This window comes from Stenotrophomonas sp. ZAC14D2_NAIMI4_6, from assembly GCF_003086875.1.
Classification (GTDB): domain Bacteria; phylum Pseudomonadota; class Gammaproteobacteria; order Xanthomonadales; family Xanthomonadaceae; genus Stenotrophomonas.
This window is the reverse complement of record NZ_CP025996.1, coordinates 3020428-3044403: the sequence shown is the minus strand read 5'-3', so window position 1 is coordinate 3044403 and position 23976 is coordinate 3020428. Positions and strand designations below refer to the sequence as shown.

Here is a 23976-nt window from a genome sequence, read left to right as displayed (position 1 = left end):
GCCGCATCCGCGTGTTCCATGACCAGCGCTGAACCCATCGCCTACGACCCGCAGCAGGTTGAATCCGCCGCCCAGCAGTACTGGGACGCCACCCGTGCCTTCGAGGTCAGCGAGACCTCGGACAAGCCGAAGTACTACTGCCTGTCGATGCTTCCGTACCCGTCCGGTGCGCTGCACATGGGCCACGTGCGCAACTACACCATTGGCGACGTGATCAGCCGCTACAAGCGCATGACCGGCCACAACGTGCTGCAGCCGATGGGCTGGGACGCGTTCGGCCTGCCGGCGGAAAACGCGGCCATCAAGAACAAGACCGCGCCGGCGGCGTGGACCTACAAGAACATCGACCACATGCGCAGCCAGCTGAAATCGCTGGGCTATGCCATCGACTGGTCGCGCGAGTTCGCCACCTGCCGCCCGGACTACTACGTCCACGAGCAGCGCATGTTCACCCGCCTGATGCGCAAGGGCCTGGCCTACCGCCGCAACTCAGTGGTGAACTGGGACCCGGTGGACCAGACCGTGCTGGCCAACGAGCAGGTGATCGACGGCCGCGGCTGGCGTTCGGGCGCGCTGGTGGAAAAGCGCGAGATCCCGCAGTGGTTCCTGCGCATCACCGATTACGCCCAGGAACTGCTGGACGGCCTGGATGAACTGGACGGCTGGCCGGAATCGGTCAAGACCATGCAGCGCAACTGGATCGGCCGTTCCGAAGGCCTGGAAATCCAGTTCGACGTGCGCGATGCCGATGGCAGCGCGCTGGACCCGCTGCGCGTGTTCACCACCCGTCCGGACACCGTGATGGGCGTGACCTTCGTGTCGATCGCCGCCGAACACCCGCTGGCCCTGCATGCGGCCAAGAGCAACCCGGCACTGGCCGCGCTGCTGGCCGAGCTGAAGCAGGGTGGCGTGACCGAAGCTGAACTGGAAACCCAGGAAAAGCGCGGCATGGATACCGGCCTGCGCGCGATCCATCCGGTCACCGGCGAACAGGTGCCGGTGTGGGTAGCCAATTTCGTGCTGATGGGCTACGGCACCGGCGCGGTGATGGCCGTTCCCGGCCACGACCAGCGCGACAACGAGGTGGCCAACAAGTACGGCCTGCCGATCGTGCAGGTCATCGCGCTGAAGGATGCGCGCAACGACGACGAGCGCACCTGGGACGCCACCCGCTGGCAGGACTGGTACAGCGACAAGAGCCGGCAGACCGAACTGGTCAACTCGGCCGAGTTCGACGGCCTGGATTTCCAGGGCGCCTTTGAAGCCCTGGCCGAACGGTTCGAGCGCAAGGCCCAGGGCCAGCGCCGAGTGAACTACCGCCTGCGCGACTGGGGCGTCAGCCGCCAGCGTTACTGGGGCTGCCCGATTCCGGTCATCTACTGCGACAAGTGTGGCGCGGTGCCGGTGCCGGAAGAGCAGCTGCCGGTGGTGCTGCCCGAAGACGTGGCGTTCTCGGGTACCGGTTCGCCGATCAAGACCGACCCGGAATGGCGCAAGACCACCTGCCCGGACTGCGGCGGCGCGGCCGAGCGCGAAACCGACACCTTCGATACCTTCATGGAATCGAGCTGGTACTACGCCCGCTACACCTCGCCGGGTGCGCGTGATGCGGTGGACAAGCGCGGCAACTACTGGCTGCCGGTGGACCAGTACATCGGCGGCATCGAGCACGCGATCCTGCACCTGATGTACTTCCGCTTCTACCACAAGCTGCTGCGCGACGCGCGCATGGTGGACAGCAACGAACCAGCGCGCAATCTGTTGTGCCAGGGCATGGTGATCGCCGAAACCTATTACCGCCCGAACCCGGACGGCTCGAAGGACTGGATCAACCCGGCCGACGTGGACGTGCAGCGCGATGAGCGCGGCCGCATCACCGGCGCCACCCTGGTGGCCGATGGCCAGCCGGTGGTGGTGGGTGGCACCGAGAAGATGTCCAAGTCGAAGAACAACGGCGTGGACCCGCAGGCCATGGTCGGCAAGTACGGAGCCGACACCGTGCGCCTGTTCTCGATGTTCGCCGCGCCGCCGGAACAGTCGCTGGAATGGAACGAGGCCGGCGTGGATGGCATGGCCCGCTTCCTGCGCCGCCTGTGGACCCAGGTGCACAAGCACGCCGAAGAGGGCGTGGCACCGGCCCTGGACGTGGCTGCGCTGGATGCCAACCAGAAGGCGCTGCGCCGCAAGACCCACGAAACCATCGGCAAGGTCGGTGACGACTACGGCCGCCGCCACAGCTTCAACACTGCCATCGCGGCGGTGATGGAACTGATGAACGCACTGGCCAAGTTCGACGACGCCAGCGCGCAGGGCCGTGCGGTGCGCCAGGAAGCCCTGCAGGCCGTGGTGCTGCTGCTGAACCCGATCACCCCGCACGCCAGCCATGCCCTGTGGCAGGTGCTGGGCCACGGCGAAACGCTGCTGGAAGACCAGGCGTTCCCGCAGGCCGACAGCAGTGCGCTGGTGCGCGATGCGGTCACCCTGGCGGTGCAGGTGAACGGCAAGCTGCGCGGCACCATCGAGGTTGCCGCCGATGCCGCGCGCGACCATATCGAAACGCTGGCACAGGCCGAGCCGAACGCGGCCAAGTTCATGGAAGGCCTGACGGTGCGCAAGATCATCATCGTGCCCGGCAAGATCGTGAACATCGTCGCTGCCTGATGTGTCCGGCACCGGCCGCCCGTGTGGCGGCCGGTGCGTGTTCCCCACGCCGGCGTCAGCGGCCGATGGCCCTGCGTTCACGCGTGATCGGGCAGGCTGTCTGTTGCCGTGATCGCCCGGCTCCGCCAGACTGTTCCCATGACCCGAATCCTGCTTGCCCTCGTCCTTGCCCTCGGCCTTGCCGGCTGTGGCTTCCATCTGCGCAACAAGCTGATGCTGCCCACCGACACGGCGCCAGTGAAGGTGGTCTCCACCGCGCCTTACAGCGAACTGGTCAAGCTGCTCAACCGCAGCCTGCTGGCCTCCGGGGCCAAGCTGGCCGACGATGAAAGCACCGGGCCGAGCACCCAGCTGCAGGTGCTGTCCGAGCGCTGGGGCGATCTGCCCATCGCCATCGATGCGCAGGGCCGTGCCCAGGAATACAGCCTGCGCTATGCGGTCATCTTCATCTTCCGCCGCGAAGACGGCAGCGAACTGGTGCCGCAGCAGGTGATCGAGTTGTCGCGCGATTACGTGTCGCCGCCGACCGACGCCACCGGCACCACCACCGAACGCGAGATCCTGGCCGATGAGCTGCGCCGGGAAATGTCGGCGTCCATCATCCGCCGCATCGACAGCGTGGTGCGCGCCGAACTGGAACGTGGCGGCAGCCTGGCAGCGCCAAAGCCGGCCGCGGCCCAGGACGTGCAGCCTACGCCGGCACCGCCGGTCGAGCGCTGAGCCGGCGCAGCGATGGAACTGCGTCCGGAGCAGTTGGCCAGCCAGGGTGGTGATACCGCGCTGGCGCCGGTGTACCTGATCGCCGGGCCGGAAACCCTGCGTGTGCTGGAAGCGGCCGATGCCGTGCGCGCACGCGCGCGTGCCGCCGGCATTGGCGAACGTGAAGTGTTCGATGCCGATGGCCGCGACTTCGACTGGAACCAGCTCGACGCCAGCTTCAATGCGCCCAGCCTGTTCAGCGCCCGCCGCCTGGTGGAGGTGCGCCTGCCCAGCGGCAAGCCGGGCAAGGACGGCGCCGAAGTGATCAGCCAGTTCTGCGCCAACCCGGCGCCGGACGTGGTGCTGCTGATCACCGCCAACGAATGGAGCAAGGCCCACCAGGGCAAGTGGGCCGAAGCGGTGAACCGCGTCGGCGTGCTGTCGGTGGCCTGGGCGATCAAGCCGCACGAACTGCCCGACTGGATCGAGCGCCGCCTGCGTGGCAAGGGCCTGCGCGCCGATCCCGCCGCGGTGCAGCGCCTGGCCGAACGCGTGGAAGGCAATCTGCTGGCCGCCGCGCAGGAGATCGACAAGCTGGCATTGCTGGCCGACGGCCAGCCACTGGACGTGGAACGGATGGAATCGCTGGTGGCCGACGCCGCCCGCTACGACGTGTTCCGTCTGCTGGAAGCCACGTTCTCCGGGCAGCCGCAGGCGGTGTTGCGCATGCTGGCCGGGCTGCGCGGCGAAGGCGAGGCGGTGGCCGCGCTGATGCCGATGGTCATCCGCGAACTGCTGGCCGGTGCCGGCCTGGCCCGGGTGCAGGCGCGCGGCGGCAATCTGGCCGCGGAAATGAAGTCGCGCGGTATCTGGGAATCGCGCCAGGCGCCCTACAAGCGTGCGTTGCAGCGCCACCCGGAAGGCAAGCGCTGGGAACGTTTCGTGGCCGAAGCCGGCCTGGTGGATCGCATTGCCAAGGGGCGCGCCGACGGCGATGCCTGGCTGGCGCTGGAGCGGTTGCTGGTGGCGGTGGCCGAGGCCCGCGCCGTGCGCCTGCTGGCCCGGGCCTGAGCCATGAGCCTGCGCATCTATTACGGGGGCACCTTCGATCCGGTGCACCTGGGGCATCTGGCGATCGCCCGCGCCGCACGCGACGAACTGCAGGTGGCGGTGCGGCTGCTGCCGGCGGCCGACCCGCCGCACCGCGCGCCGCCGGGGGCCACCGCCGAGCAGCGCTGCCGCATGCTTTCGCTGGCCATTGGCGACGAGCCGGGCCTGCTGCTGGACCGGCGCGAACTGGAACGGGCCAAGCGCTTCCCGGGTCGTCCTTCCTACACCGTCGACACCCTGCGCGAACTGCGCGCCGAGCTGGGCCCGAGCCGGCCGCTGGCCTGGCTGGTTGGCGCCGACAGCCTGCTGGCCCTGCCGGCCTGGCACGAGTGGCAGGCCCTGTTCGACCTGGCCCACTTCATCGTTGCCGAGCGCCCGGGCAGCCCGCTGCAGGATTCGGTGGATGGCGCCCTGGGCCAGGCCCTGGATGGCCGCTGGGCCGACAACGAGCAGGCCCTGTTCGCCAGCCCCGGCGGGCGGGTGCTGCGCCTGCACCACCCGCTGCGCTCGGAATCGGCCAGCGCGGTGCGTGCGCAGATTGCCGCGACCGGCCCGTGGCGGGCCCTGCTGCCGCCGGCGGTGGCCGATTACGTGGTGGACCACGGCCTGTACCGGCCGGCCACCCCGTGAATGCCGCGGGCGCGCCTTGCCCGTATAATCGCCCCCACGTTTATCGAGTCGATCCGTTTTGAGCAACCAGACCCAGCCCCAGACCATCAAGGTCGAACTGCCCAGCCCGCCGCCTTCGGTGCCGGAACTGCTGGCCAGCGTCCGCCAAGCCACCGAAGACCTGAAGGCCAAGGACCCGGTCGAGATCGACGTGCGTGGCAAGTCCAGCGTCGCCGACTACCTGGTCATCGTCTCCGGTACGTCCACCCGCCATGTGAAGTCGATCGCCGATGAAGTCGTGCGCTTCGCCAAGAAGATCGACGTGATGCCGCTGGGCGTGGAAGGCGAGCGCGAAGCCGAATGGGTGCTGGTGGACCTGGGCGACGTGATCGTGCACGTGATGCTGCCGCGCGTGCGCGAGTTCTACGCGCTGGAGCGCCTGTGGACCGTGGGCGACCAGCCGCCGACCAGCGACGACGAAGTGGCCTGAGCCGCGCGTTGACGCACCCCTTCGACGGCGCCGATGGCGCCGTCGACGTTTGTGGAGGACTGTTTGATGAAAGCCCGTCTGATCGCCACCGGCGAACGTGCCCCCAGCTGGGTGGCGCAAGGGTTTGCCGAGTACCAGAAGCGGCTCTCGCACTGGTTGCCGTTTGAACTGGTGGAAATCGAACCCGGCCTGCGTGGCAAGGGTCGCGATGCGCGCCGTGCCACCGAAGACGAAGGCAAGCGGGTGATCGCGGCATTGCCGAAGAACGCCTACGTGGTGGCGCTGGATGTGCCCGGTCGCCAGCTCAGTTCCGAACAGCTGGCACAGCGCCTGGAGCACTGGCGCGGGCAGGGCAGGGAGCTGGCGTTCCTGATCGGCGGCCCGGAAGGGCATTCGCCGGAAGTGTCCGCACTGGCCGATGAGAAGTGGTCGATCGGCCCGTTGACCCTGCCGCACATGCTGGTACGGCTGGTGGTGGCCGAGCAGTTGTATCGGGCTGCGGCAATGATTGCCAATCACCCCTACCATCGCGCGTGAAGAGTGGTTATACTAGTCGTCTGCCCGAATAGCTCAGCCGGTTAGAGCACTTGACTGTTAATCAGGGGGTCGTTGGTTCGAGTCCAACTTCGGGCGCCACCTTTGAAAACCTGCATCGCGAGATGCAGGTTTTTTTTTGTGTGCGTGATGGCTGCACTTCGTAGAGTCGAGCTTGCTCGACTGCTGTGCGCGCGATGCAAGAGCCAGTCGAGCATGGCTCGACTCTACAACGGCGGTGGCGCAGTCGAGCATGGCTCGACTCTACAACGTCAACGCGCCGCGCCAGAATGCGACCAGGGTTGCGATCGCCACCACCACGATCGCGCCGAACAGCACCGCTTCCCAGCGGGTGAACACGGCCTGCCCATGCTGGCGCCGGGTCAGCGCGAACAGCACCACGCCGGGCACATACAGCAGCACCGACAGCAGCAGGTTGTCCACGCCACCGGCATAGACCAGCCACAATGCGTAGGCGCTGGCCAGCAGCGCAACGCCGAAGTCGCGCCAGCGCACACCGCTTTCGCCGGCATAGGCCTGGCCACGCCAGGCCAGCTGCACGGCGAAGGCTGCCGACAGGAAATACGGCACCAGGCTCATCGACGCGGCCAGCAGCACCAGGCTGGTGTAGCTGCCCGAATTGAACAGCACCAGCAGCAGGAACAGCTGGATCAGGCCGTTGCTCATCCACAGCGCATTGGCCGGCACGCCGCGCGCGTTCTCGCGGCCCAGGAAGGCAGGCATGGTGCCGTCGCCGGCCGCTGCGTACAGCACTTCACCGCACAGCAGCACCCAGGCCAGCAGCGCGCCCAGCACGGAAATGATCGAGCCGATGATGATCACGGTAGCGCCCCATTCGCCGACGATGGCACGCAGCACGTACGCCATTGAGGGGTTGGGTAGGCCGGCCAGCTCGGCCTGCGACAGCACCCCCATCGACAGCAGGCTGACCAGCACCAGCAGCAGCCACACCCCGACGAAACCGATCACGGTGGCGCGGCCGACGTCGGCGCGACGGGCCGCACGCCGCGAGTAGATGCTGGCCCCTTCAATGCCGATGAACACCCACACCGTCACCAGCATCATGCCGCGCAGCTGCGTGCCCAGATCGCCCAGCGCGGGTGTACCGAAGAAGTCGGCGCGGAACACATCCATGCGGAATGCCCCGGCGGCCAGCACCAGAAACAGCGCGATCGGGACCAGTTTGGCCACGGTCACCAGGCCGTTGATGATGGCGGCGGTGCGCAGGCCCCGCAGTACCAGCAGGTGCACCGTCCACAGCAGCAGCGACGAGGCAGCGAATGCCACGGGCGTATTGCCCTCGCCGAACACCGGCAGGAAGTGGCCCAGGCCGCTGAAGATCAGCACGAAGAAGCTGGCATTGCCCAGCACCGAGGCCACCCAGTAGCCCCACGCGGCGGAAAAGCCGATGTAGTTGCCGAAGCCCTCGCGCGCGTAGGCGTAGATGCCGGTGTCCAGGTCGGGCCGACGGTTGGCCAGCGCCTGGAACACGAAGGCCAGCATCAGCATGCCGGCGCCGCTCAGGGCCCAGCCGATCAGCGCGGCGGCCGGCCCGGCGCTGCGGGCCACGTTCTGTGGCAGCGAGAAAATGCCGGCACCGACCATCGAGCCGACGACAAGCGCGGTCAGCGCGGCCAGGCCCAGGCGTTGCGTGGAAGACGGCATGCGGTCGTGCCTCGCGCGGTAGGCCTTCATCATGGACGCGCGCATGTGGTGAAAAAGCAAAGGCCCGGGACATGCCCGGGCCTCTGCAGTGCGGTTGACCTTCGTGGATCAGTTGAAGGTGTACTTGGCGCCGACGGTGAAGTAACGACCAATGGCACCGCTGAAGTGCAGCGGGTTGTAGTTGACCGCGCCGTAGGTGGACGGGTCGAGCGGGGCGATGCGGTCGAACACGTTCTGCACCGAAGCGTTCAGTTCAAACGCATCGGTGATGTTCCAGCGACCGGACAGATCGAAGGTGGTGAACGAAGATATCTTCTCCACCGGCGAGCCGTCTTCATAGAAGGCCAGGTAGTCGCCACCGCGGCGATCCTTGTTTTCCATGCTGTCGATGTAGTTCACCACGCCGCTCACGCTCCACGGCCCCTGCTTCCAGGTGGTGCCGAAGTTGATGCGGTCCTGCGGGGTGCCGATGCAGTTGGTCACGTCGCAGTTGCCGTGCGTGCCCACGTAATCGACGGTGGTGTCACCCTCGGTGCGCTCGAACTTCAGCAGGTGGCTCCACTGCAGGTCCATTTCCAGCTGGCCCGGACCCAGGTCGAAGGTCTGGCGGATATCGGTATCGATACCGCGCACACGCGACGAGTTGGCATTCACGTACTGCGTGTTGACCGCCAGGATGGTGCCGCTGTTGGCCACGCCGCCGATGTTGTTGCTGTCGCGCAGGACGTTGCCGGCGGCGATGGCGTCGGCGGTGCTGCCCTGGGCGATTTCGTTGGTGCGCTTGATTTCCCAGGCATCAACCGTCAGCGAGGTGCTGGAGGTCGGCTGCAGCACGATACCCACCGAGTAGCTCTTCGACTCTTCCGGCTTCAGGCCGGAATTGGGGCGGGTGATGATCGCCACCGAACGCGCGGTGCACTCGTTGTCCGGGTCGATGGCGCAGCGCACCGGATCGCGGGCATTGGAGAAGGCGGCCAGGCCACCGTCGCCGTTTTCGGCCGGGTTCGGCGCACGGAAGCCTTCGGCGTAGCTGGCGCGCAGGGCGATCCAGTCGGCCGGGGTGAACTTCACGCCCAGCTTCGGGGTGGCCTTGCCTTCACCGCTTTCGTACTTGTCGTAACGCAGTGCGGCCGACAGTTCCAACTGCTCCAGCACCGGCGCGGACAGTTCGACGTAGCCGGCGTACACGTTCTGGGTGCCGTCATAGGCCGAGTAGCCCAGGCCGATGATGTCACCCTGGTCGGTGTAGGTCTGCGGGGTCAGGCTGTTGCTGGTCTTGCGCCATTCGGTACCCATGGCCAGGCCGAGCGGGCCGCCCTTCAGATCCATCAGGCTGCGCGAGACGGTGAAGTCGAACATGTCCAGGCTGGACTTGGCGCGGGCACTGATGGTGGGCGAGATGTAGTCGTACAGCGCCTGCGAATTCAGGCCGGCGTTGTCGCCGATGCGCCACACACCGCCGGCGCAGGCCGGGTCACCCAGCGCGCACTGCACGGCGCTGTAGCGCAGGAAGCCAGTGCGCTTGTTGACCAGGTCGGTGCCCGAATGCAGGTAGGCGGTGTCGTAGCTCCAGTCGCCCCAGTTGCCCTTCACGCCCACCAGGAAACGGTTGAACTCGTTGGTGTTGTTGGTCACGCGCGGGCCGACATCCCAGGCCGAATAGCGCAGGCGCGAGGCCTGGCCGGGAATCGGGTTGTCCGGATGGGTCGGGCTGAGCACCACGGCACCGTCGCCGCTGCTGGCGTTGACCGGGCCGCCGGGGTAGCCCCAGCCGCCGGAAACACCGGACGGCGTGTTGCTGAAGATCGTTTCCTTCTTCGAGTAGCCGATCTCGGTGTAGACCTCGCCGCCTTCGCCGAAGGCGAAGCTGGCGCGGCCGAACACGTTCACGTACTTCTCTTCCGGGCTCAGGTCGCGGTACAGCTGGGCCGGATTCCACAGGCAGCCCTGCGCCTGTGCGGTGGCATCGCTCTGGCCGGGAATGGTGGTCAGGTCGGCGCAGCCCGGAAGTGCGACCAGGAAGGCCGGGTTTTCATCGTCCACGTTGCGGTCATCGAACACCGAACCGTTCGGGCCCACGCCACCGGCGGTGCCGCCGGACAGGTAGGCGCCGCCCAGGAACTGCGCATCGGCGGCGTCATAGCCCCAGCGACGGATGTCACCGGTGCCGATCCACTTGCGGTTCTTGCGGTCGCTGATCTTGATCGCGTCGGTCTTGCCGACGTCCAGGCTGAAGAACGCATTCCAGCCGTCGCTGGACAGGTCACCGGTACCGGCGGTCAGCGTGGCCTTCTTGGCATCGCCGTCGCCATCGCCGGAAACACCGTAGGAACCGCGCAGGATCGCGCCCTGGAAGTCGCTGCGCAGGATGATGTTGACCACGCCGGCGATCGCATCGGAACCGTAGATGGCCGAGGCGCCGTCCTTCAGCACTTCCACGCGCTCGACGGCGTCAAGCGGAATGGTGCTGAGGTCGGTGAACACCTTCTGGCCGTCATCGGCCAGGCCATAGGTGGCCATGCGGCGGCCGTTCAACAGCACCAGCGTGGAGCCGGCGCCCAGGCCGCGCAGCGAGATGCCGGCGCCACCGCCGGCAAAACCATTGCCGAAGGTCTTGGGAATGGAACCTGCACCGTCGGAGGTGAGCGTCTGCAGGTATTCGGCCACGGTGGTCTTGCCACTGCGGTCGATTTCCTGGCGGGTCACCACCTGCACCGGCGAGGGCGTTTCGGTGTTGGTGCGGGGAATGTTCGAACCGGTCACGGTGATCCGGTCGAGGTTGGTGGCCTGGTCCTGTGCGAAGGCAGGGGAGACCACGGCGCCGGCCAGCAGCAGAGCGCCGCCGGTGAGGATGTGGGTAATGGAAAATGCCAGGTGGTTTTGGCGGCGGCTGGCGGGCCGTTGGATCGGGTGTTTCACAGCTTCTCTCCTGACTGGAAAACTCGAGCATCGAGGGCTGTCACCGGTGTGCCCCGGGACGCGTCAATCTAGGTTTCTGTCAGGTGACGGCGTTGTGAAGTTTTACTGAATTCGTAACAGAAATGTGATCGCGACTGAAGAATTGAAGGCGCATGGCCGGCTTGAAGCGCAGCCCGCGTTGGAGCCGGCCCGGCAGGTCGCCGGGCCGGTCCATGGCTCAGTCGGGCAGGCTGAACTGCACCGGCACCATGCCGATGGCGGACACCGCCTGGCCATCACGCTCGGCCGGGACGAAGCGCCAGTGGCGCAGCACCTGCTGGCGGGCGGCCTGGTCCAGGCTGCGCGAGCCACTGCTACGTTCAATGCTGACGTTCACCGGCTGCCCGTTCGGGTCCACTTCCACCCGCAGCAGCACCGTGCCCTGTTCGTGGTTGCGCAGGGCCGGCACCGGATAGCTCGGCGGCGGCGCGCTGCGGTACTGCAGCTGGGCGCCGGTGACCGGAGCACCCGGCTGCAGCGCGGGCGGCGCTTCCACCGCCACCTCGGCGGCCGCCGGCAGGATGATGCCCTGGGCCTCGTCGAGTGCTGCGGTGGGCGCAGGCAGGGGCGGGGTCACGGTCGGCACAGGCTGCGATTTCGGCACCAGCTTCACCACTTCCGGCTTGGGCGGCAGCGGGGTGGGCTCAAGCGGCTTGGGGTCTTCCTTGGGGATGAAACGCACCGTGGTGTCGTCGCGGGGCAGGGCGCTGATGGCCTGGTAGGTTGCCGGGATCAGCAGCAGCAACAGCGCGAGCAGGTGCAGGGCAATGGCCGCGCTCCAGGCGGCAATGCGGGCGGGGTCGAAGTGCAGGGATGCAGCGGGATACGTACGAACCATGGTCCACCTCCATGCCAGTGTTGAAGTCCTCAACGCACCAGGGCCGCCATCGGGGTTGCCGCACGCGGCTGGCAGTTCATCATTAGCGCCAGCCACCGGCCACTGCCTAGAGTCAGGTGCGACGCCGTTGGGCTGGGCTTCAGATACAGGGAAGGGGCCCGCGGTGGCGGACCCCTTCTTCTTGTTCTGCAGGTCGCCAGCCTGGGGGCGCCTGGGCCAGCGGCTGCCAACCACGGTTGGCACCTACCGCCTTGCGCGACGCTTACCGGCCCAGCTCGAACACGACGTCCAGGTTCACCGACACGGTCGATTCGCCCGGTGCCACCGGGGTGGCCTTGTCCATCGCCGCGCCGGCGGCCATTGCGCGCATCATCGGCATCGGGCGGAAGCCGCCGTTGCTGTTCTCGGAAATGCTGACGATGCGGCGCACCTGCAGGCCCAGCGACTTCGCATAGGTCTGGGCACGGGCCTGGGCCTTCTTCAGCGCGGCCAGGCGGGCTTCGTCGTAGACCGGCTCGGGCTGGTCGATCTCGAACTGCGGGCCGTTGATCTGGTTGGCGCCCTGCGCGGCCAGGGCATCAAGCACCTTGCCCAGCTTGGCGATGTCGCGCACCTTCAGGCTGACCGTGTTGCTGGCCTGGTAGCCGGTGATCTTCGGCGCTTCGTTGTCGGCATAGCGATACTGCGGGTTCAGGCTGACGCCGCTGGTCTGCACGTCGCGCTCGGCAATGCCGGCGGCCTTGATCGCGGCCAGCACCTTGTCCATCTGCTGGGCGTTCTGGCGCATGGCACTGTTGCCGTCGGCGGCCTGGGTGACCACGCCGGCCGACAGGGTGGCCACGTCCGGCACGCGGGTGGCTTCGGCGTTGGCCGAGATGTTCAGCAGGGTGCCTTCGGCGGCGGCGACCGCGGGCGGCGGCGGCGGGGCAGCATGGGCGGTCATCGAAGCTCCAAGAGCGAGGGACAGGGCAAGCAGCAACGGGGTGGCGGTGCGGCGCATGGGATCTCCTTGGTGTGCCGGTGAGGGTGGTGTCGTAGCGATGAACGCGCTGTGAGTCCGTTCGGGGTTGAAGGCATTCAAGGCGGGGTTGCCGACGATTCAGGTGGCGGCCTCAGGTTATGCTGTGCCGATGCTCTATCTCGCTTCCCGCTCGCCCCGACGCAACCAACTGCTGGCCCGACTCGAACGCCCCTTCCAGGCCCTGGACCTGGAGGTGCCCGAGCAGCGTGCGCCGCAGGAAAGTGCCGAACAGTATGTATGCCGGGTGGCTGCCGACAAGGCGCGCGCCGGCTTGGCACGGGTGCTGGCCGCCGACCCGCAGGCGCGGGTGCTGGGCTCGGATACCGAGGTGGTGCTGGACGGCCAGGTGTTCGGCAAGCCGGCCGATGCGGCCGAGGCCTGCGCCATGCTGGCGCGCCTGGCCGGGCGCACCCACCAGGTGATGACCGCCGTGGTGGTCGTGCACGCGCAGGGCCTGGAGGCCGAGCTGGTGGTCTCCGAGGTCACCTTCGCGCCGATCGCCGCGGCCGACATCGCCGCCTACGTGGCCACCGGCGAACCGCTGGACAAGGCCGGCGCCTATGCCATCCAGGGCGGCGCCGAGCGCTGGATCGAACACCTGTCAGGCAGCTATTCCGGCGTGATGGGGCTGCCTTTGCTGCACACTGACCGCCTGCTGGCCCGTTGCGGCGTGCCGGCCCCCACTGCCCATGCCGCCAGGGAGGCTGCCGATGTCTGAGGAAATCCTGGTCAATGTGACCCCGCGCGAAACCCGGGTCGCGGTGATCGAAAATGGCATGCTGCAGGAACTGCACATCGAGCGCGGCTGGCGCCGGGGTGTGGTCGGCAACATCTACAAGGGCAAGGTGCAGCGGGTCATGCCCGGCATGCAGGCCGCGTTCGTGGAAGTGGGGCTGGAGCGCGCCGCGTTCCTGCACGCCAACGACGTGGTGCGGCCGGCGCCGGTGGCCAGCGCCGATACCGAGAACACCACCCTGCCGCCGCCGTCCAGCGTGCCGATCGTGGAACTGCTGCGCGACGGCCAGGACATCGTGGTGCAGGTGGTGAAGGACCCGATCGGCACCAAGGGCGCGCGCCTGACCACGCAGATCAGCATTCCCTCGCGCTACATGGTGCTGCTGCCGCAGTCGAAGGTGGTGGGCGTTTCGGCGCGCATCGAAGACGAAGGCGAGCGTGCGCGGCTGAAGGCGTTGGTGACCGAACTGTCGGCGCAGCACGGTGGCTACGGCTACATCGTGCGCACCAATGCCGAAGGCCAGCCGGCCGAAGCCATTGCCGAGGACATCGCCTATCTGTCGCGGGTCTGGAACGTGGTCGAGCGCCGTGGCCGCGAGGCGCCCTCGTGCAGCAACATCTATGAAGACCTGAGCCTGCCGCTGCGCTCGGTGCGCGACCTGATCCGCAAGGACGTGGACAAGGTGAAGGTCGATTCCAAGGAAACCTTCGCCCAGCTGCAGGCGTTCGTGGCCAAGTACATGCCGGTGCTGGCCGAGAAGATCGAGCTGTACAGCGGTGACCGCCCCATCTTCGACATGTTCGGCGTGGAAGACGAGATCGGCCGCGCGCTGGACAAGCAGGTGCCGCTGAAATCCGGTGGCTACCTGGTGATCGACCAGACCGAGGCGATGACCACCATCGATGTGAACACCGGTTCGTTCCTGGGCCAGCGCAACCTGGAAGAAACCGTGTTCCGCACCAACCTGGAGGCAGCGCAGGCGGTGGCCAGGCAGCTGCGGCTGCGCAACCTGGGCGGCATCATCATCATCGATTTCATCGACATGGACGATGCCGAGCATCGCCGCCAGGTGCTGCGCACGCTGGAAAAGGCGCTGGCCCGCGACCATGCCAAGACCACCGTCTACGATTTCTCGCCGCTGGGCCTGGTGGAGATGACCCGCAAGCGCACCGTGGAAAGCCTGGAGCGCCAGCTGTCGGAAACCTGCCCGCAGTGCAGTGGTCGCGGCAGCATCAAGACCACCGAAACGGTGACCTACGAAATCTTCCGCGAGATCACCCGCGCCGTGCGCCAGTTCGATGCCGCGCGCCTGCTGGTGATCGCCTCCACCAAGGTGGTGGCACGCATCACCGAAGAGGAATCGGCCGCCGTGGCCGAGCTGGAGGAATTCCTCGGCAAGAGCATCCGTTTCCAGGCGGACGAGCAGTACCTGCAGGAGCAGTTCGATGTGGTTCTGCTCTGATCCACGCCGGCTGCGGTCCGGCGCTGGCCGATGAGCGCGCCGCCGCGCCTGCGACTGCGAAGGATCCGCCGTCATCTGATTGCCGCGTGCGCGGTAGGCCTGGTCGTGCTTGCCCTGCTGGTGGGCACGCTCAGCCAGCTGTTGCCGCTGGCCGAGCGCCACCCGCAGCAGATCGCCGCGTGGCTGAGTGCGCGGGCCGGCCAGCCGGTGCGTTTCGAGCGCCTGCAGACCGCCTGGACCCGGCGCGGCCCGCTGCTGCAGTTGCAGGGGCTGCGTATCGGCGCCGGGCAGGGGTTGGCCATTGGCGAAGCCGAAGTATTGGTATCGATGTACAGCGGGTTGCTGCCGGGGCGCTCGCTGACCGAACTGCGCCTGCGCGGGCTGTCGCTGGACCTGCAGCAGGCCGCTGACGGCCGCTGGAGCGTGCGTGGCCTGCCGCAGTCCACGGGTGCAGGCGATCCGCTGGATGCGCTGCGCCGGCTGGGCGAGTTGCAGGTGATTGGCGGACAACTGGCCGTGCATGCGCCTGCGCTGGGCATCGACGCCACGCTGCCGCGCATCGATCTGCGCCTGCGCGTGCAGGGCGATCGGCTGCAGGTGGGCGTGCGTGCCTGGGCCCAAGCCGAGGCCCTGCCGCTGACGGCGGTGCTGGAACTGGACCGGCGCAAAGGCAACGGCCAGGCGTGGCTGGGTGCCGACCCGGTGGATTTCCAGGCTTGGGCGCCGCTGTTGGCCGGGGCCGGCGTGCGCCTGCGCGAAGGCAAGGGCGAGTTGAACCTGTGGCTGACCCTGCGCGATTTCGCGCCGGTGGCGGTCACCACCGATTCGGACCTGCGTGGGCTGCGTATTGAAGGCGCATCGATGCCGGGCGTGGCGCACCCGCAGGTGCAGCTGCAGCGCCTGCAGGCACGGCTGCGCTGGCAACGCCAGGCCGATGGCTGGGTGCTGCAGGTGCCGAAGCTGCGCCTGCAGGGCGAAGACGGCGCACAGCAACTCGATGGCCTGCAGGTGCGCCTGGGCCGGCAGCTGCAGATCAGCAGCGGTGCGGTGCAGGCCGGCACGGCCGTGCGCGCGCTGGCCCTGAGCGACCGGCTGGACCCGGGCCTGCGCCGTTGGCTGTACCTGGCCCGGCCACAGCTGGACGTGGCCGCGCTGCAGGTGCGGGGTGAACGCGATGGCCCGCTGTGGGCGCAGGGCGAGCTGCAGTCGCTGGGCTTTGCCAGCGTGGCCGGCGCGCCGGGCCTGCGTGGCCTGGGCGGGCGTTTCGAAGGCGATGCCAATGGCTTCAGCCTGCAGCTGCAGCCGCAGCGGCAACTGCAGTTCGATTGGCCCAGCGGCTTCGGCGTGCGCCACGACCTGCACCTGGCCGGGCAGGTGGTGGGCTGGCGCGATGAAGCCGGTGGCTGGCGCATCGGCACCCCGGCCCTGCGCGTGCAGGGCACGGATTACGCGGCCGACGTGCGCGGCGGGCTGTGGTTCCAGGGCGACGGCACGCGGCCGTGGATGCAGCTGGCGGCCAAGCTGGACGATGTGCCGATGACCGCCGCCAAGCGCTTCTGGATCCATTCCAAGATGAGCAAGGGCGCCACCGACTGGCTGGACATGGCCCTGGCCGGCGGGCAGGTGCGGGGCGGTATCGGTCTGGTCAGTGGTGACCTGGACGACTGGCCGTTCGACAACAACGATGGCCGCTTCGAGGCCACCGGCCACATCAGCAACGGGCAGATCCGCTTCCAGCACGACTGGCCGTTGATGGGCCAGGTGGATGCCGATGTCGCCTTCATCGGGCCGGGCTTCCATATCCAGGGCCGTGGCGACCTGGCCGGGGTGGCGGTGCAGCACTTTGAAGCCGGCATTCCCGATTTCGGCCAGCAGCCGCTGTACGTGCGCGCCGACAGCCGCAGCGAAGCGGGTGCATTGCTGTCCATGCTGCGCCAGAGCGGCCTGCACAAGGAATACGGCGACACCCTGGACAACCTGAGCGCCAGCGGCCCGGCCAACGTCCACTTCGATCTGCTGCAGCCCCTGCACCATGACGAAGGCGGTGGCCACCTGCAGGGCACGGTGGATCTGGCCGGGGTGAAGCTGGCCGACAAGCGCTTCGACGTGGCATTCGATGGCATGCACGGCCAGGCCCGCTACAGCAACGCCGGGTTCGCCGCCGAATCGCTGGCGGTGCGCCACCTGGGCCAGGACGGCACGCTGAGCCTGCGCGCCGGGGGCTTCGTGCGCGATGCGCGGCTGGCCTTCGAATCGGAGTTGTCGGCCAGCCTGGATGCGGGCGTGCTGATCGATCGCGCGCCGGAAATGGCCTGGCTGAAGCCTTACATCAACGGCACCTCGCCGTGGACGATCGCGGTCAACCTGCCCAAGGTCGCCCCCGGCAGTCCCGCCCCGCCCAGCGAGCTGCGCCTGCGTTCGGACCTGGTGGGCACCCGCCTGGATCTGCCGGCACCGTTGGACAAGCCAGCCGCCGAGCCGCTGGCCACCACCGTGGCCGCACAGCTGCCGATGGGGGCCGGACGCATCGATGTGGCCTTTGGCGACCGGCTGGCGCTGGCTGCGCGCAGCCACAACAACCAGACCGGTGTGCAGGTCACCCTGGGCAGCAGCCAGGTGGACCGCGAGCCGCCGCCCAGCGGGCTGACCATCAACGGCCGCAGCCCCACCCTGGACGCGCTGGAATGGATCGGCCTGGCCCGTGGTGCGGGCGGCGATGGCGACCCCATGCCGCTGCGCACGGTGGATGTGCAGGTGGGCCAGCTGATGCTGATCGGCGGTGTGTTCGCGCAGACCCGGCTGCAGCTGCACCCCGGGCCGCAGGCGCTGGATGTGCGCATGGACGGCCCATCGCTGGCCGGCCGCCTGAGCGTGCCCAATGCCGACGGTGGCACCATCAGCGGCACGCTGGACCGTGTGTACTGGCAATCCCCGCCTGCAGCCGCCGGCGCGGCAACGCCGCCCGCCGCGAAAGTGCAGGCCGGTGCCGACGACATGGACCCGGCCAAGCTGCCGCCGTTCGCGCTGGACATCGCCGACCTGAAGTTCGGCAAGGTGGTGCTGGGCCAGGCGGTGCTGCGCACCCGCCCACTGGCGCAGGGTCTGAGCGTGGACGAGCTGCGCTTCCGCGCGCCGGACCAGGAAATCGACATCACCGGCCGCTGGCTGGGCAAGAGCGCCGGTGCGCGTACTGAACTGAACGCCCAGGTGCGCAGTGAGGATCTGGGTGGTCTGCTGCAGAACTTCGATTACGCCGGCCAGTTGCGGGGCGGCTCCGGCCAGGCCCAGCTGCAGGCCTCGTGGGCCGGCGGCCCGTCCGACTTCCAGCTGGGCAACCTGCAGGGGCAGCTGGACATCCATGCACGCAACGGCCAGCTGCTGGAACTGGACCCGGGGGCCGGCCGCGTGCTGGGCCTGCTGAGCGTGGCCCAGCTGCCGCGCCGGCTGATGTTCGACTTCCGTGATTTCTTCTCCAAGGGCTTTGCCTTCAACCAGATCGAGGGCGGCATGCAGTTCGGCAACGGCATGGCGCGCACCGACAAGGTGCTGATCGAAGGCCCCGCAGCGAACATCACCATCCGCGGCCAGACCGACCTGCGCCAGCAGCAGTTCGACCAGACCATTGATGTGAACCCGCGCGCCGGCAACCTGCTGACCGTGGTCGGCGCGGTGGCCGGTGGCCCGGTGGGCGCCGCCCTGGGCGCGGCCACCAATGCGGTATTGTCCAAGCCACTGGGTGAGATCGGCGCGCGCACCTACCGGGTGACCGGGCCGTGGAAGGAGCCCAAGGTGGAAGTGATCGAGCGCAACCGTGACCGCAGCCCCGCGCCGGCCCCGGTGCCCGTGCCGGTTCCGCCGCCGACCGTGACCGACCTGCCGCGCCCGCGCTGAGCGCGGCGCCCCTGTTCATCGCGTGGCCTTGCCTGGCCCCGCCAGCACCCCCAGATCGAGACCATGACTGATACTGCCCTGACCCTTGCCAACGACCGCCTGCTGCGCCCCGGCGGCCTGGATACCGCTGGCTTGGAGCGCGCCTTCGGCCAGCTGCTCGGCCCCGGCGTGGACTTCGGCGACCTGTACTTCCAGCATGCCCGGCGCGAGAGCTGGAGCGTGGAAGACGGCATCGTCAAGGACGGCGCCCATTCCATCGAACAGGGCGTAGGCGTGCGCGCCATTGCCGGTGAAAAAACCGGCTTCGCCTATTCCGACGATATCCATGCCGATGCACTGCTGACCGCGGCGCAGTCGGCGCGTGCGATTTCCCGCGAGGGCGGCGCGCAGCAGGGTCGTTCGCTGCTGCGCGGCAACGCCCGCGCGCTGTACCCCACGCTGGACCCGATCGACAGCCTGGGCAATGAAGCCAAGGTGGACGTGCTCAAGCGCCTGGATGGCTACCTGCGCGCGGCCGACCCGCGGGTGAAGCAGGTGATGGTCAGCCTGTCCGGCGGCGTGGACACCGTGCTGGTGGCCCGCACCGACGGCGTGCTGGGCGCCGATGTGCGCCCGCTGGTGCGCCTGAACGTGCAGGTGATCGTGGAACAGAACGGTCGCCGCGAATCGGGTTATGCCGGTGGCGGCGGCCGCTACGGCTACGCCGAACTGTTCGCCGATGGCCGCCCCGAAGCCTTCGCCCGCGAAGCGCTGCGCCAGGCGCTGGTGAACCTGGACGCGGTACCGGCCCCGGCCGGGGTGATGCCGGTGGTGCTGGGCCCGGGCTGGCCCGGCGTGCTGCTGCACGAGGCGGTGGGCCATGGCCTGGAAGGTGACTTCAACCGCAAGGGCACCAGCGTGTACGCCGGCCGCATCGGCGAACGCGTGGCCGCCCCGGGCGTGACCATCGTTGACGATGGCACCCTGGACGGGCGCCGCGGTTCGCTGAACATCGATGACGAAGGGCACCCCAGCCAGTGCACCACGCTGATCGAGGACGGCATCCTGGTGGGCTACATGCAGGATGCGCTGAACGCGCGCCTGATGGGCATGGCCCTGACCGGCAACGGCCGCCGCGAATCGTTCGCGCACCTGACCATGCCGCGCATGACCAATACCTACATGCGTGCCGGCCAGCACGACCCGCAGGAAATGATCCGGTCGGTGAAGAAGGGCCTGTATGCGGTCAACTTCGGCGGCGGCCAGGTGGACATCACCAGCGGCAAGTACGTGTTCTCGGCCACCGAGGCCTACCTGATCGAAGACGGCCGCATCACCGCGCCGGTGAAGGGCGCCACGCTGATCGGCAATGGCCCGGAAACCATGCAGAAGGTGCGCATGGTCGGCAACGACCTGGCCCTGGACGAGGGCGTGGGCATCTGTGGCAAGGATGGCCAGAGCGTGCCGGTCGGTGTCGGCCAGCCCTCGCTGCTGATCGAGGGCCTGACCGTGGGCGGTACCCAGGCCTGAGCGCGGCGATGGCCAGCGCCCATGCCCAGGGCGGCGCGGACTCAGTCCTCGTCGGCTTCGTCGGTGCCGACGTCGTCGGCCTCGTCGGTCGCAGCCTTCAGGCCCAGCGCCGCCGGCAGCATCAGCGCGCGCAGCACCTGGAAGATCTCGCGGTAGGCGCGCGGCGGCTTGTTCTTGGCCTTTTCGGCCTGGGCGTTGCGCACCAGCGTGCGCAGCTGCTGGCGGTCGGCCTGCGGGTAGTCGTCCAGCAGGGCGGCCAGCGCCTTGTCGCCCTCGGCCAGCAGGCGCTCGCGCCAGTCTTCGGCGCGGTGCATCATCGCCACTTCGCGGCGGCCGGTTTCGCTGTTTGCATCCAGCGCATCGCGGATCGCGTCCAGCGTGGCCTCGTCCTCGCGGCGCATGTGTTTGGCCAGGAACGCCAGCTGCCGCTTGTGGGCGATGTGGGCGGTAATGCGCTTGCACTCGGCGATATGCGGCAGCAGGTCTTCCGGGATCGGCAGGCGCGCCAGCTGGGCCGGGGTCAGCGACACCAGCTTTTCGCCCAGGGCCAGGACATCGAGCGCGTCGCGCCGGTTCTGGCTGCGGCTCTTGTCGTGGAATTCACCGGTTTCTTCGTCGCGTCCGCGCATCGTTCCTACCTGATCTCAAAAAAAGTCGCCCGGCGTGATGCCGGGCCCAACCTGTACAGGATAAAGCATTGAACGTGATCGCCCCTGAAGTCGCCGCCGGCGACGACAGCCTGGCCCGGCTGGAACGGCTGGCCGACCTTTCCCAGCAGCTGATCGACCGCGCCCGCGCGCTGGGCGCCAGCCAGACCGAGGTGAGCTGCAGCGAGGACCGCGGGCTGGAGGTCAATGTCCGCCTTGGCGAGGTGGAGACCGTGCAGTCCACCCGCGACCGCGGCATTGCGGTGACCGTCTACTTCGGCCAGCGCAAGGGCAGTGCCAGCACCGCCGACCTTAACGAGGCCAGCCTGCAGGCCACGGTCGAGCAGGCCTGCGCCATTGCCCGCCATACCGAGGACGACCCGGCCGCCGGCCTGGCCGACGCCGCGCTTATGGCCCGCGATTTCCCCGATCTGGACAGCTGGCACCCGTGGGCGCTGCAGGCTGACCAGGCGGTGGACCTGGCCCTGGCCTGCGAGGCCGCTGGCCGCCAGGCCGATGCGCAGATCCGCAATTCCGACGGCGCCTCGGTGTCGAGCATGCAGAGCGTATCGGTGTACGCCAACTCCCATGGCTTCATCGGTCGCGAGCGCGGCACCCACCATTCGATCGGCTGCGCGCTGATTGCCGGCACCGGCGATGGCATGCAGCGGGACGGCTGGTACACCGGCGCGCTGGCCCGCGAGGACCTGGAAGACCCGGCCCACGTGGGCCGTCGCGCCGCCGAGCGCACCGTGGCCCGACTGCAGCCGCGTTCGCTGCCCACCGGCAGCCTGCCGGTGCTGTTTGCCCCGGAAGTGGCGCGCGGCCTGGTCGGCCACCTGCTGTCGGCCGTGTCCGGTGGTGCCCTGTACCGCCAGGCCAGCTTCCTGCTGGACAGCGTGGGTCAGCGCCTGTTCCCCGAATGGATGCAGATCGAAGAGCTGCCGCACCTGCGCCGCGGCCTGCGCTCGGCCGCCTTCGACGGCGATGGCGTGGCCACCCGCGCCTCGGCCCTGGTGACCGACGGCGTGCTGCAGCGCTACGTGCTGGGCAGCTATTCGGCGCGCAAGCTGGGCCTGCAGACCACCGCCAATGCCGGTGGCGTGCACAACCTGCAGCTGGCCGCCAATGCCGGCTCCCTGCACGAGATTGCCCGGCAGATGGGCAACGGCCTGCTGGTGACCGAACTGATGGGGCAGGGCGTGAACGGGGTGACCGGTGACTACTCGCGCGGTGCCGGTGGCTTCCGGGTCGAGAACGGCGAGATCCAGTTCCCGGTCGATGGCATCACCATTGCCGGCAACCTGCGCGACATGTTCGCCAGCATTGAAGCGGTGGGCAGCGATGTCGACCCGCGCTCGCACATCCGCACCGGCTCGATCCTGGTGGGGCGGATGACGATCGCCGGTAATGATTGATGGCGTTGATGGCGTAAGCTATGCGCGCCTGACGCGACCGGCCCGCAGCTGGTCGCGCATGACCACCCAAAAAAAAGGAGTTTTGTCGTGAGCGATTTCGATAACGTCCCGGCGGCCGGCAACGCGCCGTCCGACCAGCGCACCATGGCGCTGGCCGCGCACCTGCTGGGCATCTTCACCGGTTTCATCGGTGCCCTGATCATCTGGCTGATCAACAAGGACGACGCGGGCAAGTCCTTCGTCACCGACCAGGCCAAGGAAGCGCTGAACTTCCAGATCACCATCGCGATCGCGATGTTCATCTGCATCATCCTGACCTTCGTGATCATCGGCGCCATCCTGGCCCCGATCGTCGGCCTGCTCAGCCTGGTCTTCAGCATCATCGCTGCGGTCAAGGCCAACAACGGCGAGCTGTACCGCTATCCGTTCGCGCTGCGCCTGATCAAGTAATTCCGGCGGCACGTGCACAGCAGAACGCCCGGCAATGCCGGGCGTTTCTGTTTCCATCGCCGGTAGCGCCGGGGCATGCCCGGCAAGCGCGATCAATGATCGCGTTCCACCGCCAACGTGGCCAGCGCACGCAGCGCGTCGGCTTCTTCGTGGTAACCGGCCAGAGCCGCCTGCATGCGCGCGGCCAGGTCGCGCAGGTGCGCCTTGGCCCCGTCCATGCCCAGCAGCGCCGGGAAGGTGCTCTTGTCCTGGGCCTGGTCCTTGCCGGCAGTCTTGCCCAGCTGCTCGGAACTGGCCTCGACATCCAGGATGTCATCGCGCACCTGGAAGGCCAGGCCCAACGCATCGGCGAAGCCGTCCAGCTGCGCCAGCACCGGCGCCGGTGCCTGGCCGCACAGCGCGCCCATGCGTACCGCCGCGCGGATAAGCGCACCGGTCTTCAGCGCGTGCATGCGGGTGAGCGCGGCCAGCGACTGCTGCTGGCCGGTGGCGTCGATATCCAATGCCTGGCCGCCGCACATGCCGGCCGCGCCGGAGGCGTGGGCCAGGGTCTGCAGGCAGGCCACGCGCAGGCTGGCCGGCAGCGCAGCATCGGCCAGCAGGCCGAAGGCGCGGGTCTGCAGGGCATCGCCGGCCAGGATCGCGGTGGCTTCATCAAAGGCGATATGCGTGGTCGGCTTGCCGCGGCGCAGGGCGTCATCGTCCATCGCCGGCAGGTCATCGTGTACCAGCGAATAGGCGTGGATCAGCTCCACGGCCATCGCGGCCGCATCCAGTTGATCCAGCGGCGCGCCGAACAGGCGGCCACTGGCGTAGACCAGCAGCGGGCGCATGCGCTTGCCGCCGCCCAGCACCGAATAGCGCATGGCCTGGTGCAGACGCTGCGGCGCATCGGCCGGCGAGGGCAGGGCGGCGTCAAGCTGGCTTTCAATACGGTCGCGCCAGTGCGCGAACAGCGCCTCAACCGTCATGGCTGGGCGGGTCGAACGGTTCGGCGGTGTCCGGCTGGGCCGGATCGCTGAGCAGGCGTACGCGCAGTTCGGCCTGCTCCAGCGCCTGCTGGCACTGGCGGTACAGACCCACGCCACGTTCGTAAGCACTGAGCGACGCTTCCAGACTGAGCTCGCCGGTTTCCATCTGCTCCACCAGCTGTTCCAGCGATTCGAGCGACTGCTCGAACTGGGCGACCGGGGAGACGTTTTCGGGGGACTTCTTGGCCATGCGACAAGTGTGGACGGCAGCCGCGCGGGGGTCAAT

General features: G+C 68.3%; 19 protein-coding genes and 1 tRNA gene. 13 read left to right on the top strand and 7 right to left on the bottom strand.

Annotation, left to right across the window (positions count from 1 at the left end; genetic code table 11):
- Window positions 1–18 precede the first annotated feature (18 nt).
- From leuS to C1933_RS14060, 7 genes are all read left to right on the top strand, one after another.
- Window positions 19–2661 carry a leucine--tRNA ligase gene (gene leuS, locus C1933_RS14090; protein ID WP_108753756.1) on the top strand — a complete coding sequence of 881 codons (2643 nt, stop codon included), beginning with the start codon at window positions 19–21 and terminating at the stop codon, window positions 2659–2661.
- Window positions 2662–2799: 138 nt separating this feature from the next.
- Window positions 2800–3381, top strand: a complete 582-nt coding sequence (lptE, locus tag C1933_RS14085) for an LPS assembly lipoprotein LptE (RefSeq protein ID WP_108753755.1) — start codon at window positions 2800–2802, stop codon at window positions 3379–3381.
- A 12-nt stretch (window positions 3382–3393) separates the two neighbouring features.
- Entirely contained in the window at window positions 3394–4431 is a 1038-nt protein-coding gene (holA, locus tag C1933_RS14080) for a DNA polymerase III subunit delta (protein WP_108753754.1), read from the top strand.
- 3 nt (window positions 4432–4434) lie between these two features.
- Window positions 4435–5100 (top strand): nicotinate-nucleotide adenylyltransferase, encoded by a 666-nt coding sequence (nadD, locus tag C1933_RS14075; RefSeq protein WP_108753753.1) that lies wholly within the window; start codon window positions 4435–4437, stop codon window positions 5098–5100.
- A 58-nt stretch (window positions 5101–5158) separates the two neighbouring features.
- Entirely contained in the window at window positions 5159–5569 is a 411-nt protein-coding gene (gene rsfS, locus C1933_RS14070) for a ribosome silencing factor (protein ID WP_108750646.1), read from the top strand.
- Window positions 5570–5635: 66 nt separating this feature from the next.
- Window positions 5636–6106: a 23S rRNA (pseudouridine(1915)-N(3))-methyltransferase RlmH gene (gene rlmH, locus C1933_RS14065; protein ID WP_108753752.1), complete on the top strand. Its 471-nt coding sequence runs from the start codon at window positions 5636–5638 to the stop codon at window positions 6104–6106.
- 22 nt (window positions 6107–6128) lie between these two features.
- Window positions 6129–6205, top strand: a tRNA-Asn gene (locus C1933_RS14060).
- 162 nt (window positions 6206–6367) lie between these two features.
- On the opposite strand, the gene arcD is transcribed toward C1933_RS14060, so the two are convergent.
- The 4 genes from arcD to C1933_RS14040 form a co-directional block, all read right to left on the bottom strand.
- A complete protein-coding gene (arcD, locus tag C1933_RS14055; RefSeq protein WP_108753751.1) occupies window positions 6368–7789 on the bottom strand; it encodes an arginine-ornithine antiporter in 1422 nt (473 codons plus the stop codon).
- Between the two features lie 108 nt (window positions 7790–7897).
- Window positions 7898–10708, bottom strand: coding sequence for a TonB-dependent receptor (locus C1933_RS14050; RefSeq protein ID WP_108753750.1), 2811 nt, complete (start codon window positions 10706–10708; stop codon window positions 7898–7900).
- A 217-nt stretch (window positions 10709–10925) separates the two neighbouring features.
- Window positions 10926–11585, bottom strand: a complete 660-nt coding sequence (locus C1933_RS14045; protein WP_108753749.1) for an energy transducer TonB — start codon at window positions 11583–11585, stop codon at window positions 10926–10928.
- A gap of 262 nt (window positions 11586–11847) precedes the next feature.
- Window positions 11848–12585 (bottom strand): SIMPL domain-containing protein, encoded by a 738-nt coding sequence (locus tag C1933_RS14040; protein WP_108753748.1) that lies wholly within the window; start codon window positions 12583–12585, stop codon window positions 11848–11850.
- 130 nt (window positions 12586–12715) lie between these two features.
- Here C1933_RS14040 and C1933_RS14035 point away from each other — a divergent pair, with 130 nt between their 5' ends.
- The 4 genes from C1933_RS14035 to tldD all read left to right on the top strand — a co-directional run bounded on the left by C1933_RS14035 (window position 12716) and on the right by tldD (window position 20204).
- Complete coding sequence (locus C1933_RS14035) at window positions 12716–13324, top strand: Maf family nucleotide pyrophosphatase (protein ID WP_108753747.1); 609 nt, start codon at window positions 12716–12718, stop codon at window positions 13322–13324.
- Window positions 13317–14804: a ribonuclease G gene (rng, locus tag C1933_RS14030; protein ID WP_108750641.1), complete on the top strand. Its 1488-nt coding sequence runs from the start codon at window positions 13317–13319 to the stop codon at window positions 14802–14804. The genes C1933_RS14035 and rng overlap by 8 nt, the downstream gene beginning before the upstream one ends.
- 30 nt (window positions 14805–14834) lie before the next feature.
- Window positions 14835–18695: a YhdP family protein gene (locus C1933_RS14025; protein ID WP_108753746.1), complete on the top strand. Its 3861-nt coding sequence runs from the start codon at window positions 14835–14837 to the stop codon at window positions 18693–18695.
- A gap of 63 nt (window positions 18696–18758) precedes the next feature.
- Window positions 18759–20204 carry a metalloprotease TldD gene (gene tldD / locus C1933_RS14020; protein ID WP_108753745.1) on the top strand — a complete coding sequence of 482 codons (1446 nt, stop codon included), beginning with the start codon at window positions 18759–18761 and terminating at the stop codon, window positions 20202–20204.
- Window positions 20205–20245: 41 nt separating this feature from the next.
- On the opposite strand, the gene yjgA is transcribed toward tldD, so the two are convergent.
- Window positions 20246–20833, bottom strand: a complete 588-nt coding sequence (gene yjgA / locus C1933_RS14015) for a ribosome biogenesis factor YjgA (RefSeq protein WP_108753744.1) — start codon at window positions 20831–20833, stop codon at window positions 20246–20248.
- Window positions 20834–20901: 68 nt separating this feature from the next.
- Here yjgA and pmbA point away from each other — a divergent pair, with 68 nt between their 5' ends.
- Both pmbA and C1933_RS14005 read left to right on the top strand, forming a co-directional pair.
- The gene (gene pmbA / locus C1933_RS14010) at window positions 20902–22269 is read left to right on the top strand and encodes a metalloprotease PmbA (RefSeq protein ID WP_108753743.1); all 1368 of its coding nucleotides are present in this window, start codon (window positions 20902–20904) and stop codon (window positions 22267–22269) included.
- An 87-nt stretch (window positions 22270–22356) separates the two neighbouring features.
- Window positions 22357–22719, top strand: a complete 363-nt coding sequence (locus tag C1933_RS14005) for a DUF4870 domain-containing protein (protein WP_108750636.1) — start codon at window positions 22357–22359, stop codon at window positions 22717–22719.
- 92 nt (window positions 22720–22811) lie between these two features.
- Here the strand turns inward: C1933_RS14005 and C1933_RS14000 are convergent, their stop codons facing one another.
- Together C1933_RS14000 and C1933_RS13995 are read right to left on the bottom strand one after the other, a co-directional pair.
- On the bottom strand, window positions 22812–23690 hold the full coding sequence (locus tag C1933_RS14000; RefSeq protein ID WP_108753742.1) for a farnesyl diphosphate synthase: 879 nt from the start codon (window positions 23688–23690) through the stop codon (window positions 22812–22814).
- Window positions 23680–23940, bottom strand: coding sequence for an exodeoxyribonuclease VII small subunit (locus tag C1933_RS13995; RefSeq protein WP_108753741.1), 261 nt, complete (start codon window positions 23938–23940; stop codon window positions 23680–23682). Before C1933_RS13995 ends, C1933_RS14000 begins: the two co-directional genes overlap by 11 nt.
- Between the last annotated feature and the right edge of the window lie 36 nt (window positions 23941–23976).

Coding starts and splice junctions, on each gene's coding strand:
- leuS (WP_108753756.1), top strand. CDS start 19: ATGACCAGCGCTGAACCCATCGCCTACGACCCGCAGCAGGTTGAATCC.
- lptE (WP_108753755.1), top strand. CDS start 2,800: ATGACCCGAATCCTGCTTGCCCTCGTCCTTGCCCTCGGCCTTGCCGGC.
- holA (WP_108753754.1), top strand. CDS start 3,394: ATGGAACTGCGTCCGGAGCAGTTGGCCAGCCAGGGTGGTGATACCGCG.
- nadD (WP_108753753.1), top strand. CDS start 4,435: ATGAGCCTGCGCATCTATTACGGGGGCACCTTCGATCCGGTGCACCTG.
- rlmH (WP_108753752.1), top strand. CDS start 5,636: ATGAAAGCCCGTCTGATCGCCACCGGCGAACGTGCCCCCAGCTGGGTG.
- arcD (WP_108753751.1), bottom strand. CDS start 7,789: ATGCCGTCTTCCACGCAACGCCTGGGCCTGGCCGCGCTGACCGCGCTT.
- C1933_RS14045 (WP_108753749.1), bottom strand. CDS start 11,585: ATGGTTCGTACGTATCCCGCTGCATCCCTGCACTTCGACCCCGCCCGC.
- C1933_RS14040 (WP_108753748.1), bottom strand. CDS start 12,585: ATGCGCCGCACCGCCACCCCGTTGCTGCTTGCCCTGTCCCTCGCTCTT.
- C1933_RS14035 (WP_108753747.1), top strand. CDS start 12,716: ATGCTCTATCTCGCTTCCCGCTCGCCCCGACGCAACCAACTGCTGGCC.
- rng (WP_108750641.1), top strand. CDS start 13,317: ATGTCTGAGGAAATCCTGGTCAATGTGACCCCGCGCGAAACCCGGGTC.
- C1933_RS14025 (WP_108753746.1), top strand. CDS start 14,835: ATGAGCGCGCCGCCGCGCCTGCGACTGCGAAGGATCCGCCGTCATCTG.
- tldD (WP_108753745.1), top strand. CDS start 18,759: ATGACTGATACTGCCCTGACCCTTGCCAACGACCGCCTGCTGCGCCCC.
- yjgA (WP_108753744.1), bottom strand. CDS start 20,833: ATGCGCGGACGCGACGAAGAAACCGGTGAATTCCACGACAAGAGCCGC.
- C1933_RS14000 (WP_108753742.1), bottom strand. CDS start 23,690: ATGACGGTTGAGGCGCTGTTCGCGCACTGGCGCGACCGTATTGAAAGC.
- C1933_RS13995 (WP_108753741.1), bottom strand. CDS start 23,940: ATGGCCAAGAAGTCCCCCGAAAACGTCTCCCCGGTCGCCCAGTTCGAG.